General features: G+C 76.0%; 2 protein-coding genes. Both read left to right on the forward strand.

The genetic code is table 11. The features are described 5' to 3' along the window. Nucleotides 1–30: 30 nt before the first annotated feature. Complete coding sequence (locus ACRAS8_RS34785; RefSeq protein ID WP_438490019.1) at nt 31–9,957, forward strand: type I polyketide synthase; 9,927 nt, start codon at nt 31–33, stop codon at nt 9,955–9,957. A 25-nt stretch (nt 9,958–9,982) separates the two neighbouring features. Beyond that, entirely contained in the window at nt 9,983–14,779 is a 4,797-nt protein-coding gene (locus ACRAS8_RS34790; protein WP_438490020.1) for a type I polyketide synthase, read from the forward strand. The last annotated feature ends 14 nt before the right edge of the window (nt 14,780–14,793 follow it).

Consider the following 14,793-nt stretch of genomic DNA (forward strand, 5'->3'; position numbering starts at 1 on the left):
CCGTCGTCCCTCTCCCCTCCCACTCGATAGGTGCCCCTCATGGCCGATGAAGAACAACTTGTCGGATACCTGCGCAAGGCCACGACCGATCTCCAGAAGGTCCGCACCCGGCTGCGCGAAGTGGAGGAGAAGCACACCGAGCCCATAGCCGTGGTCGGTATCGGCTGCCGCTACCCGGGCGGGGTGGCTTCCCCCGAGGACCTGTGGCGGCTGGTGGCCGAGGGACGCGACGAGATCACCACGTTCCCCGAGGACCGCGGCTGGGACCTCGCCAACCTCTACGACCCCGACCCGGACGCCGTGGGCAAGTCGTACACCCGCGAAGGCGGCTTCCTGACCGAAGTGGACCGCTTCGACGCCGACTTCTTCGGGCTCAGCCCCCGCGAGGCGATGTCGATGGACCCCCAGCAGCGGCTGCTGCTGGAGACCAGCTGGGAGGCGCTGGAGCGGGCCGGCATCGACCCGGCCGACCGACGCGGCTCGCGCACCGGCGTCTTCACCGGCGTGATGCACCACGACTACGGGACCCGCTTCCAGCAGGCCCCCGACGGCTTCGAGGGCTACCTGGCGGCGGGCAGCGCCCCGAGCATCGCCGCGGGGCGGGTGTCCTACCTGTTCGGCTTCGAGGGCCCGGCCGTCACCGTCGACACCGCCTGCTCCTCCTCGCTGGTCTCCCTGCACCTGGCCTGCCAGGCGCTGCGCAACGACGAGTGCGACATGGCGCTGGCCGGCGGTGTCGCCGTGATGTCCACCCCCCTGTACTTCCAGGAGTACAGCCGACAGCGGGTGCTGTCCCGGGACGGCCGCTGCCGCTCCTTCGCCGCCGACGGCGACGGCACCGGCTGGTCGGAAGGCGTCGGCGTGCTCGTCGTGGAGCGGCTGTCCGACGCGCTGCGGCGGGGCCACCCCGTGCTGGCCGTCGTGCGCGGCTCCGCGGTCAACCAGGACGGCGCCTCCAACGGCATGACCGCCCCCAACGGACCCTCCCAAAAGCGCCTCATCGAGGCCGCGTTGACCAGCGCCCGCATCCCGGCGGCCGAGGTCGACCTGATCGAGGCACACGGCACCGGCACCCGCCTGGGCGACCCCATCGAGGCACAGGCGCTGATCGCCACCTACGGCACCAGCCGCACCCCGGACGACCCGATCCACCTCGGCTCGCTCAAGTCCAACATCGGCCACACCCAGGCCGCGGCCGGCGTCGCCGGCATCATCAAGGCGATCCTCGCGATGCGGCACGCCACCATGCCCAAGAGCCTGTACGCGGACAACCCCACCGACGAGGTCGACTGGTCCGCGGGCACGGTCCGGCTCCTGGCGGAGGCCCGCCCCTGGGAGCGCGGCGGCCACCCGCGCCGGGCCGCGGTCTCCTCCTTCGGCATGAGCGGCACCAACGCCCATGTGATCCTGGAGGAGTTCACCGCCCCGCGGCCGGCCGCGGACGACGCGCGCCCGTCCGCCGGACCGGTCCCGCTGGTGCTGTCGGGCCGGACCCCGCAAGCGGTCCGCGACCAGGCCGCCGCGCTGCGCGGCCACCTGCTGGCCCACCCGGAACTGCCGCTGGAAGACGTCGCCTGGACGCTGGCCGGCACCCGCGCCCGCTTCGAGCACCGCGCCGCGGTCACCGGCGACCGCGACCAGGTCCTGGCCGGGCTCGCCGACGTCGACCCGGTCACCGCGGGCCCCGGTGGGGTGACCCTGCTCTTCTCCGGCCAGGGCTCGCAGCGCCCGGGCATGGGGCGGGAACTGGCCGCCCGCTTCCCGGCGTTCGCCGAGGCGCTGGACGAGGTGTGCGCGGTCGCGGACCCGCTGCTCGGCCGGTCGCTGCGCGAGGTGATGTGGGACGAGCCCGCGGAGGTGCTGGAGCGCACCGAGTACGCGCAGCCCGCGCTGTTCGCGTTCGAGCTGGCGCTGGCCCGGCTCTGGCAGTCCTGGGGCGTCGCCGTCACCGCCGTCGCGGGACACTCCGTCGGCGAGATCGCCGCCGCGGTCGTCGCGGGCGTCCTCAGCACCGAGCACGGCACCCGGATGGCCGTGGCGCGCGGACGGCTGATGCAGGCGCTGCCCGAGGGCGGAGCCATGGCGGCCGTCGCCGCCGACGAGGAGGAGATCCGCCCCACCCTGGACGGCCGGGTGGCGCTCGCCGCGGTCAACGGGCCCGGCGCCGTGGTCGTCTCCGGCGACCGGGACGCGGTCGAGGCGGTCACCGCGCACTGGCGCGACCAGGGGCGGCGCACCACGCGGCTGCGGGTCAGCCATGCCTTCCACTCGCCGCTGATGGACCCCGTGCTCGACGCGTTCGCCGCCGTCGTACGGGAACTCGACTTCCACGAGCCCGCCGTGGCGTTCGCGCCGTCCGCCGCCACCGACCAGCCGGTCGACCGCGCCGCGTACTGGGTCGATCACATCCGCGCCACCGTCCGCTTCGCCGACGCCCTGCGGAACCTCCCCGCCACCGGTGTGCTCGTCGAGATCGGGCCCGACGCCGTGCTGACGCCGCTGGCGGGGGAGCGCACGGCCCTGCCCTCCTGCCGCCGCGACCGTTCCGAGACCCGCACCGCGCTGTCCGCGCTCGGCTCCGCGCACGCCCACGGCGCCGCCGTGGACTGGGCCGCCGTGCTCCCCGACCGCACCCTGGTCGACCTGCCCACCTACGCCTTCCAGCGCCGCACCTACTGGCTCGCCGCGCCGCCCGCCTCCGGCGCCGGTATGGACGGCCTGGCGCACCCCGTGCTCTCCGGCGCCGTCGAACTGCCCGGCTCCGGCGGCGTCCTGCTCACCGGACGGCTCTCGCCCTCCGTCGACCCCTGGCTGGCCGACCATGCCGTGTACGACACCGTGCTGCTGCCGGGCACCGGCTTCCTGGAGCTCGCCGCGAGTGCCGCGGCCCAGGTGGGCGCCTCGGAGGTCACCGACCTCGTCCTCGAAGCGCCGCTCGTGCTGCCCGACGGCGGCGTGGACGTGCAGGTGTGGGTGGCGCCCGACGAGGGGGCGGCGAGCCGCGACTTCGTCATCCGCTCCCGTGACGAGAGCGGCGGCTGGACCGGCCACGCCACCGGCACGCTGGGCGCCGCCGCGCCCGCCGACGTGGAGTGGGCCGCCGGCACCTGGCCGCCCGCCGGCGCCGAGCCCGTGCCGTTGGACGGCCACTACGACCGGCTGACCGCCCAGGGCTACCGCTACGGCCCGGCCTTCCGCGGACTGCGCGCCGTGTGGCGGCTCGGCCAGGACGTGTACGCCGAGGTTGCCCTGCCCGAAGGGCGGCAGGATGCCCGGTTTGCCCTGCACCCCGCGCTGCTCGACAGCGCCCTGCACGTGCTGCCGCTGATCGACGGCTCCTACCAGGACCGGGTCCGGCTGCCGTTCACCTTCGGCCGGGCCGCCGTGCACACCACCGGCGCCGGTGCCCTGCGCGTCCGGCTGCGGATCACCGACACCGCCGTCGACCTCCAGGCCGCCACCACCACCGGCGCCCCCGCGCTGTCGGCGGGCGTGGTGCTGCGCGAGGTCGAGCGCACCCGCATCAGGGACGCCGCCGGTACCCGCCCCGCCTCCTGGCGCCACGAGGTGGTCTGGCAGCCCCTCGCCGACGCGCCCGAGGCCACCACCGTGCCCGGTACCTGGCTGGTGCTGGACGCCGCCGGCGAACACCCCCGGCCCGATGGGACGTTGGAGCACGTCACCACCGTCGTGATCGGCCCCGAGCCCGACCGCGCCGCACTGGCCTCCGCGCTTCCCGCCGGCCCGTACACCGGGGTGCTCGTCCTGGCCTCCCAGCCGGAGACCCTGCTCGTCGCACTCCAGGCGCTCGACGACGCCGGCGTCGACGCCCGCACCTGGTGCCTGACCGGCGACCCCCGGCAGGACCCCGACGCGGCCGCCGTCTGGGGCCTGGGCCGGGTGGCCGCACTGGAACTCCCGGACCGCTGGGGCGGCTTGATCGGACACACGGAACCGTCCGTGGGGGACGGGACCGCCCGCCGGCTCGCCGGCCTGCTCACGCAGGGAGCCACCGGACCGGACACCGAGGACCAGGTCCTCATCGGCGCGGACGAGGTGCTGGCCCGCAGGCTGGTACCCGCCCCGCGGCCCGCACCGTCCGGCGACGCCTGGACGCCGTCCGGCACCGTACTGATCACCGGTGGCACCGGAGCGCTGGGCGGGCACGTCGCCCGCCGGCTCGCCGCCCACCACGACTGCACGCTGCTGCTGGTCTCCCGCCGCGGGCCCGACGCGCCCGGCGCGGACGAACTGGCCGCCGAACTGACCGCGCTGGGCGCAGAGGTGCGCATCACCGCCGGTGACGTGGCCGACCCCGAGGTGGCCGCCGCCCTGCTGCGGGACGCGGCCGAGCGCGGCGCCCCGGTGCGCGCGGTCTTCCACGCCGCCGGGATCGCCGACGAGGCACCGCTGCTGGAGACCACCCCCGAGCGGCTGCGCGCGGCCATGGCCGGCAAGGCCGCCGGCGCCCTCGCCCTCGACCGGGCGCTCGGCGACACCGAACTGGACGCCTTCGTCCTGTTCTCCTCCATATCCGGCACCTGGGGCGCGGCCCAGCAGGCCGGATACGCCGCGGGCAACGCAGCCCTGGACGCCCTCGCCGCCCGCCGCCGCGCCCGCGGCCTGGCCGGCACCGCACTGGCCTGGGGACCGTGGGCCGGTGCCGGCATGGTCGACGCCGACCTGGACGACCGGCTGCGACGCCTCGGGCTGACCCCGCTGCCTCCGGCCGACGCCGTCGACGCCCTCACGGACGCGCTGCACACCGGGGGAGACGCGGTCCTCGCCGACGTCGACTGGCGGCGGTTCCTGCCCGCCTTCACCGCCGCCCGCCCCGCCCCGCTCTTCGAGGCCCTGGTCCCCGCGACTCCCCGGGCCACCGAGCCCGCGGCCCCGACGGGCACCCTCGGGCAGCGGCTCGCCGGGCTCGACGCCGCAGCCCGCACCGCGGAGCTGCTGCGCACTGTGCGCGAGCACATCTCGGCCGTCGCCGGCCACGCCGACGCCGCCGGGATCGACCCCGAACGCCCGCTCCAGGAGCTCGGCTTCGACTCGCTGATGTCCGTGGAACTGCGCAACCGGCTCGCCACCGCCGCCGGCACCCGGCTGCCGGCGACCCTGGTCTTCGACCACCCCACGGCGGCCTCCCTCGCCGCCCGCCTGGAGCGCGAGTGTGCGGCCCCCACCGAGCCCGTCACCGCCACGCACACACCCACGGCCACGTTCTCCCACGACGAGCCGATCGCCATCGTCGGCATGGGCTGCCGCTTCCCCGGCGACGTCTCCTCGCCCGAGGAGCTGTGGCGGCTGGTCGAGGAGGGCCGGGACGCGATCACGCCGTTCCCCACCGACCGCGGCTGGGACCTGGCCAACCTCTACGACCCCGACCCGCAGCGCACCGGCCGCACCTACGCGCGCGAAGGCGGCTTCGTCACCGACCCGGCCGGCTTCGACGCCGCGTTCTTCGGCATCTCGCCGCGCGAGGCCCTGGCGATGGACCCGCAGCAACGGCTGCTGCTGGAGACCGCCTGGGAGGCGGCGGAGCGCGCCGGGATCGACCCGCAGCGGCTGCGCGGCAGCCGTACCGGGGTCTTCGCCGGCGTGATGTACAACGACTACCTCAACCGCCTCAACGGCATCCCCGACGGCCTCGAAGGCATCCTCGGCATCGCCAACAGCAACAGCGTGATGTCCGGTCGGCTGTCCTACCTGCTCGGCCTGGAAGGCCCCGCGGTCACCGTGGACACCGCCTGCTCCACCTCACTGGTGACGCTCCACCTGGCCTGCCAGTCGCTGCGCCAGGGGGAGTGCGACCTCGCCTTCGCGGGCGGTTCGACGGTGCTGGCCTCGCCCAACATCTTCGTGGAGTTCAGCCGGCAGGGCGGGCTCGCCCGGGACGGCCGCTGCAAGTCCTTCTCGGCCGACGCCGACGGCACCGGCTGGTCCGAGGGCACCGGCGTACTGCTCGTCGAGCGGCTCAGCGACGCCCGGCGGCTCGGACACGAGGTACTGGCGGTCGTCCGCGGCTCCGCCGTCAACCAGGACGGCGCCTCCAACGGCATGACCGCCCCCAACGGCCCCTCTCAGGAGCGCGTCGTGCGCGAGGCGCTGCACCGCGCCGGACTGTCGCCCGCCGACATCGACGCCGTCGAGGCCCACGGCACCGGCACCCGCCTCGGCGACCCGATCGAGGCCCAGGCACTGCTGAGCGTCTTCGGGCCCGACCGCAGCCCCGAACGGCCCCTGTACCTGGGCTCGTTGAAGTCCAACATCGGCCACGCCCAGGCAGCGGCCGGCGTCGCCGGCGTCATCAAGACGGTGCTGGCGCTGCGCCACCAGACCCTGCCGCGCACCCTGCACGCCGGCACCCCGTCCCCGGAGGTGGACTGGTCCTCCGGCGCCGTGGCCCTGCTCGACGAGGCCCGGCCGTGGCCCGCGGGCGACCGGCCGCGCCGGGCCGGCGTCTCCTCGTTCGGCATCAGCGGCACCAACGCCCACGTCCTGCTGGAGGAGGGCGACCCGCTGACCGGTCCGGAGCCCGCCGAGCCGACCACCGTCCCGGTCGTCCTCTCGGCCCGCACCCCGGAGGCGCTGCCCGCACAGGCCCGGGCGCTGTACACCCACCTCCTGACCGCACCGGACCTCGGCCCCGCCGACGTCGCCGGGCCGCTGGCCACCGCGCGCTCCGCCTTCGAGCACCGGGCCACGGTCGTCACCGCCGACCGCCAGACGCTCCTGGAAAGCCTCGCCGCCCTGGGCGACCCGCAGGCCGTCGCCCCGGCAGGCACCGCCACCGGCCGGGCGGCGGACGGCCGCGTCGCCCTGCTCTTCCCCGGCCAGGGGTCCCAGTGGCCCGGCATGGCCCGTGAACTGCTCGACACCGACGCGGTGTTCGCCGAGGCGATGCGCGCCTGCGCGGACGCACTGGACCCGCTGGTGGACTGGTCACTGCTGGACGTGGTGCGCGACACCGACCAGGACGCGCTCGCGGACGTGGACGTCGTCCAGCCCGTCCTGTTCGCCGTGATGGTGTCCCTGGCCCGGGTCTGGCAGTCCTGCGGTGTCACCGCCGACGCCGTGGTCGGCCATTCCCAGGGCGAGGTGGCCGCCGCCTGCGTCGCCGGGGCGCTCTCGCTCGCCGACGGGGCACGGATCGCCGTCACCCGCTCCCGCCTGCTGCGCGAGCTGTCCGGCACCGGCGGCATGGTCTCGGTGGAACTGCCCACCGCAGAGCTGACGCCCTGGCTCGGCGACGGCCTGTCGGTCGCCGCCGTCAACGGCCCCGACTCCACGGTGGTTTCCGGCCCCGACGAGGAGCTGGACGCCCTGATGGCCAGGGCCGAGCGCGCCGGCGTACGGGCCCGCCGCATCGACGTGGACTACGCCTCGCACTCCGCCGCGATGGAGGTGCTCCGCACCCGGCTCATCGCCGAACTCGACGGCATCGCACCGCGCGACGGCACCGTGCCGCTGTACTCCACCGTGACCGGCACCCGGCTCGCCGGCAACGAACTCGACGCCGCCTACTGGTACCGCAACCTGCGCGAGACCGTGCAGCTGCGGACGGCGGTCGAGGCGCTGGCCGCCGACGGCCACCGGTTCTTCGTCGAGGCCAGCCCCCACCCGGTGCTCACGGTCGGCCTCAGCCGGACGCTGAGCGGGCGGGGCACCGTCCTGGGCACCCTGCGCCGCGGCTCCGGCGGCCGCGACCGGCTGCTGCTGTCCCTCGCCGAGGGCTGGGTGCAGGGCCTGCCCCTACGGTGGGAGGACATCGTGGGACCCGGCGGTCGGGCCGAACTCCCCACCTACGCCTTCCAGCACGAACGGTTCTGGCTCGACCCGCAGGACGCCCCGGCGGCCCTGTCCGAGACCGACGCCCGCTTCTGGGACGCCGTCGACCGCGAGGACCTCGACGGGCTCGCCGCCCAGATCGGCCCGGCCGACGGACTGGCCGACGTGCTGCCCGCGCTGGCCCGCTGGCGCCGCGAGGGCCGCCGGCAGTCGGTGCTGGACGGCTGGCGCTACGCCACCGCCTGGCGCCCGCAGCCGCTGGACACCGGCACCGCGCCGTCCGGCCCCTGGCTCGTCCTGGACACCGGCACCGACGCGGCCGAGCACCTCTGCGCCCTGCTGACCGCCGCCAAACTGGACGTGCGCCGCCTGACGCTGGAGCCCTACGGCACCGACCCCGCCGACCTGGCCGCGCGGATCGACGTGCAGGCGACCACCTTCAACGGTGTCCTCTCCCTGCTCGCCCTGGACGAGCGCCCGCACCCCGAACTGCCCGGCATGACCACCGGCCTGGCGCTCACCGTCACCGCCCTGAAGGCGCTCCAGGACACCGACGCGCCCCTGTGGGCGGTCACCACCGGGGCCGTGGGCGCCGGGGACCAGGCGCCCGAACACCCCGGCCAGCACCAGGTCTGGGGCCTGGGCCGGGTCGCCGCACTGGAATTCCCGCGCCGCTGGGGCGGCCTCGTGGACCTGCCCGCCGAACCCGGCGAACAGGACGCCGAGTTGCTGCTCGGCATCCTGGCCGGCGCCGTCGACGAGGACCAGTGGGCGGTGCGCGCCGGCCAGGCCCGGGTACGCCGCCTGGTACGCCACCGGCGCCCGGCCGACGGGACCAAGCCGGCCTGGCAGCCGGAAGGAACCGTGCTGATCACCGGCGCCAACGGCTCGCTCGGCCCGCACCTGGCCCGCTCCGTGGCCGCCCGCGGCGCCCGCCACATCGCCCTGCTCAGCCGGCGCGGCGCGCAGGCGCCCGGCATGGCCGAGCTGGCCGCCGAACTCGAAGGCGCCGGAACCGCCGTGACCGTGCTCGCCTGCGACGTGCGCGACGCGCAGGCACTGGAGGCCGCGCTGGCCACCCTGACCGCCGACGGTCACCGGGTGACCACGGCCCTGCACGCCGCCGCCCACCTGGACATCGCGCCGCTGGCGACCACCACACTGGCGGAGTTCGCCGAGGTGGTGCACGCCAAGGTGGCCGGCGCGGTCCACCTCGCGCGCCTGCTCGACCCCGCCGACCTGCGGGAACTGGTGCTGTTCTCGTCCATCGCCGGGGTGTGGGGAAGCGGTGACCACGGCGCCTACGCCGCAGCCAACGCCTTCCTCGACTCCTTCGCCGCACAGCAGCGCGCGGCCGGGCTGCCGGTCACCTCCGTCGCCTGGGGCATCTGGGACGAGCAGATCACCAGGGAACGCACCGACGCCGACGCGGTGCTCCGCCGCGGCCTGCCGTTCCTCGACCGCGACACGGCCTTCGAGGGCCTGTACCAGACACTGGCCGACGAGGAGGCGTTCGTCGCCCTGGCCGCCGTGGACTGGCCCACCTTCGTGCCGGTGTTCACCTCCGGACGTGCCACCCGGCTGCTGGCCGAGATCCCGGAGGCGGCGGGCGCACCCGCCGCCGAGCAGGACGCATCCGACGGCGCGGGCGGCGCGCTGCGCGCCCGACTGGCCGCACTGCCCCCGGCGGACCGCGCCCGGAGCCTGGTCGAACTCGTCCAGGCACACGCCGCGAGCGTCCTCGGACACCGCGGGGACGGCGCGCCGGCGGCCGACGCCGCCTTCCGGCAGTCCGGGTTCGACTCGCTGCTCTCCGTCGAACTGCGCAACCGGCTGGCCGCCGCGACCGGACTGAGCCTGCCGCCGACCCTGGTCTTCGACCACGCCACCCCGGCCGAACTGGCCGGGCACCTGCTGGAGTTGCTGACCGACGGCGCGGGCCCCTCCGAGGAGGCCCTACTGACCCGCATCGACCAACTGGCGGCGGACATCCGCCGGTCGCCCGACGACGAAACCGCCCGCGGACGCCTGGCCGCGCGGATCGGCGCGCTGATGACCGCCGTCCGCCCGCCACAGGACCCCGGCGACGACGGCGGCGGCCTGGAGACCGCCGACAGCACCGAGGAACTGCTCGACCTGCTCGACCGGCAGTTCGGCGAAGCCTGAGCCCGATCAGGGTGGGAGAGAAGAAGTGAGCAACGACCGCACCACCGAGGAACGCCTCGGACGACACCTGCGCAGGATGAGCGCCGAACTGCGCGACGCCCAGCAGCGGGCCCGCGAACTGGAGGACCGCGCCCGCGAACCGATCGCCGTCGTGGCGGCGGCCTGCCGCTACCCCGGCGGGATCCGCACCCCCGAGGACCTGTGGGAGCTGGTCGCGCGGGGCGGGGACGCCATCACCGGCCTGCCCGTCAACCGCGGCTGGGACGTCGCCGGAATGTACGACCCGGACCCGGACGCCCCCGGGCGCAGCTACAGCCGGGCCGGCGGCTTCGTGCACGACGCCGACCGGTTCGACGCCGAGTTCTTCGACATCTCGCCCCGCGAGGCCGCCGCGATGGACCCCCAGCAGCGCCTGCTGCTGGAGGTCTGCTGGGAGGCGGTGGAGCGGGCCGGGATCGACCCGCGCGCGCTCCGCGGCAGCCGCACCGGTGTGTTCGCCGGGTCCAACATCCAGGACTACGGCCAAGTGCTCGCGGACGCGGGGGAGGCCGCCGAGGGATACGTGGTCACCGGCTCCACCGGCGCCGTGGTCTCCGGCCGGATCTCCTACGCGTTGGGCCTGCAGGGGCCGTCGGTGACCGTGGACACCGCCTGTTCCTCCTCGCTCGTCGCCCTGCACCAGGCCGCGCAGGCACTGCGCAACGGCGAGTGCACCGCCGCCCTGGCGGGTGGTGTGACGGTGCTGACCACACCGACCGCCTTCGCCGAGTTCAGCCGGCAGCGGGCGCTCGCCCCCGACGGCCGCTGCAAGGCGTTCGGGGCCGGCGCCGACGGCTTCGGCCTCGCCGAGGGCGCCGGCGTGCTGCTGCTGCAACGGCTCTCCGACGCCCGCCGGCTCGGCCGCCCGGTGCTCGCCGTCATCAGCGGCTCCGCCGTCAACCAGGACGGCGCCTCCAACGGCCTCACCGCCCCCAACGGCCCCTCCCAGGAACGGGTCCTGCGCGCCGCGCTGGACGCCGCCGGCTGGTCCGCCGGAGACCTGGACCTGATCGAGGCGCACGGCACCGGCACCGCGCTCGGCGACCCCATCGAGGCCCGCGCCCTGCTCGCCGTGCACGGGCCGCCCCGCGACCCCGCCGACCCGCTCCCGATCGGCTCGGTGAAGTCCAACATCGGCCACACCCAGGCCGCTTCCGGCGCCGCCGGAGTGATCAAGGTCATCATGGCGCTGCGGCACGGGACGCTCCCGCCGACCCTGCACGCCGACCCGCCGAGCGACCAGGTCGACTGGTCGCCGGGCACCGTGCTCCCGCTGACCGCCGCGCGCCCCTGGACGCGCGGCGAGCGTCCGCGGCGCGCCGGGATCTCCTCGTTCGGCATCAGCGGCACCAACGCCCACGTGCTGGTCGAGGAGGCCCCCGCCGCCCCGGACGCGCCGGAGCCGGCGGGCACCGAGCCGCCTGCCGCCCGCCCCGGCCCCGTCCCGTGGCTGCTGTCCGCGCGCACCGAACCGGCCCTGCGTGAGCAGGCCCGCGCGTTGCTGGAGTGGTCCACCGCCCGCCCCGACACCGACCCGTACCGCACCGCGCACGCCCTGGCCACCACCCGCAGCCGCTTCGAGCACCGGGCCGTCGTCCTCGGCAGCGACCTGCCGGCCCTCCAGGAGGGCCTGGCCGCCCTGGCCCAGGGCACCGGGTCCCGCCGGGCGGTCACGGGCGCCGCCCGCCCCGCCGGACGGCTCGCCTTCGTCCTGACCGGCCAGGGCAGCCAACGCCCCGGCATGGGGCGGGAGTTGTACGAGACCTTCCCGGCGTTCGCCGACGCCTACGACGAGGTCTGTGCGGCGTTCGCGCCCCACTTGACGGAGCCGCTGCGCGAGGTGGTCCTGGGCGGCTCCCCGCTGCTGGACCGCACCGAGTACGCCCAGCCCGCGCTGTTCGCCCTCCAGGTCGCTCAGGCCGCCCTGCTGGAGAGCTGGGGCATCCGACCCGACCGGCTGCTGGGCCACTCCATCGGCGAACTCGCCGCCGCCCGGATCGCCGGTGTGTGGTCCCTGCCCGACGCCTGCGCGGTGGTCGCCGCCCGCGGTCGGCTGATGCAGGCCCTGCCCGGCGGCGGTGCGATGGCCGCCCTCAAGGGCACGGAGGCCGAGGTGCGTGCCCTGCTCGACGGCAAGGAGGACCGACTCGGCCTGGCCGCCGTCAACGGCCCCCGCGCGGTCGTGATCTCCGGCGACCAGGACGCCGTCGACGAGATCGCCGACGCCTGGCGGGAACGGGGCCGCCCCGTCAAGCTCCTCAACGTCAGCCACGCCTTCCACTCCCCGCGCATGGACCCCATGCTCGACGACTTCCTCGCCGTCACCTCCTCGGTCCGCGGCGCCGCGCCGGCCGTCCCGCTCGTCTCCAACGTCACCGGCGCCTTCGCCACCGCAGAGGAACTGGCCGACCCCGCCTACTGGGTGCGGCACGTACGGGAGGCCGTACGGTTCCACCAGGGCGCGCTGACCCTCGAAGCCGACGGCGTCACCACCTACCTCGAACTCGGGCCCGACGGCATCCTGACCGGCATGCTCGCGGACTGCCTGACCGACCGGGACGCCCTGACCGCACCGCTGCTCCGCCGTGACCTGCCCGAGCCGCAGGCCGCACTCACCGCCCTGGCACGGCTGCACTGCCAGGGCATCGAGCCCGACTGGACCGCGCTGCTGCCGGAGCACACCGGCCACCTCGACCTGCCGACCTACCCGTTCCAGCGCGAACGGCACTGGCTGGACGTGCCGGCCGGCGGCGCCCGCACCCAGGACACCCGGCTGCGGGAGCTGTTGGAGGGCGGCCCCGCCGCGCTGACCGGCACACTCGGCCTGCCCGAGGACGCCGATCTGGCCACCGTGCTCCCCGCCCTGCACGCACGGCTGACCGCCCCCGCCACGCCCGCCGGAGACTGGCGCTACACCGCCGCCTGGCGGCCCGTGCCCGCCACCGGACGCCCGCTGTCCGGCACCTGGCTCCTCGTCGGCACCGGTCGGCAGCCGCAGCTCACCGAGTGGCTCACCGCCCACGGCGCCCACGTCGTACCGGTCCAAGCCCACGGCGACCGGGCGGAGTTGGCCGGCGCGCTCACCGCCGCCGGACCGGCCGAGGGCGTGCTCAGCACGCTGGCCCTGGACCGCCCGGCCGGCGCGGCCGCCGCCACCCTCACCCTCGTCCAGGCCCTCGGCGACGCCCGGAACACCGCGCCGCTGTGGTGCCTGACCCGCGGCGCCGTCGACGCCGGGGACGGCCCGCCGGACCCGGACGCCGCGCAGGTGTGGGGACTTGGCCGGGTGGTGGCCCTGGAACACCCGGACCGGTGGGGCGGCCTGGTGGACCTGCCCGCCGTCGACGACCCGGCCACCGGCGCTCTGCTGGCCGCGGCACTCACCGGCGAGGAGGACCAACTCGCCGTGCGGACCGACGGCCTGCTGGCCCGGCGCATCGCCCGGCTGCCCCTGGCCCCCGCGGCGCCGCCGGCCCTGCACGGGACCGTCCTGGTCACCGGCGGCACCGGCGGCCTCGGCGCCCAGGTCGCCCGCGCGCTGGCCGCCCGCGGCGGCGTCCACCTGCTCCTCGCCGGACGCCGCGGCCCGCAGGCCCCCGGCGCGGAGGAGCTGCGCGCCGAACTGGAGGCCCTCGGCGCCACGGTGACCCTCGCCGCCTGTGACGTCTCCGACCGCACCGCGCTCGCCGCACTGCTGGACGCCATCCCCGCCGAACGCCCCCTGAGCGCCGTCTTCCACAGCGCCGGCGTGCTCGACGACGGCGTGCTGGACGGACAGGACGCCGCCCGCTTCGCCCGCGTCGCCGCGCCCAAGGCGACCGCCGCCGACCATCTGCACGAGCTGACCAAGGACCGGCCGTTGGACGCCTTCGTGCTGTTCTCCTCGCTGGCCGGGGTGCTGGGCAACGCCGGCCAGGGCAACTACGCGGCTGCCAACGCCCACCTGGACGCCCTCGCCGAGCGACGCCGCGCACTCGGCCTGCCCGCCACCTCCGTGGCCTGGGGCCCCTGGGCCGAAGAAGGCATGGCCGGACGCGTGGACACCGGGCAACTGCGCCGGGCGGGCCTGCGGCCCATGCCCGCACCGCACGCCCTGGAGGCCCTGTGGCAGGCGGTCGGCGAGGGCACCCCCGCCCTGCTCGTCGCCGACCTGGACTGGGACGCCTACGCGGCCAAAGTCTGCGCCGCACGCCCCAGCCCGCAACTGGCCGAACTCACCACCGGGACCGGCCCCGACGTCGCCGGGGGCACCCTCGTCCAGCGCCTGGCCGGCCGGAGCGAGGACGAGCAGCGGGCCGTGCTGCTGGAGACCCTGCGCACCGAGATCGCCGCCACCCTGGGGCACGGCACCGACCGGCAGTTGACGCCCGACCGCACCTTCCAGTCCCTGGGCTTCGACTCCCTCACCGCCGTCGAGCTGCGCAACCGGCTCGACCGCGCCACCGGCGTCGAACTGCCCGCCACCCTCGTCTTCGACCACCCCACGCCCGAGGCCCTGGCCGCCTTCCTGCGCACCGCGATGCTGCGCGAGATCTCCGCCGGGCCCGAGACGGTGCTCGCCGAGCTCGACCGGCTCGACGCGCTGCTCGGCTCGGCCGACCTCGATCACGCCGGGCGCGGCGTCGTCACGGCCCGACTGCGCGAACTGGCACGGAGCTGGGACGGCGCCGCACGACCCGACGACACCGCCCCGGCCGTCCTGGACGACGACTCCACCGCCGGTGACGTCATCGACTTCATCACCGGCCAACTGGGCATCACCGCGCCCCACGAGGTGAACTGACTATGACCAGCGAA

The sequence above is a fragment of the Streptomyces sp. S186 genome (assembly GCF_051603415.1).
Taxonomy (GTDB): Bacteria; Actinomycetota; Actinomycetes; order Streptomycetales; family Streptomycetaceae; genus Streptomyces.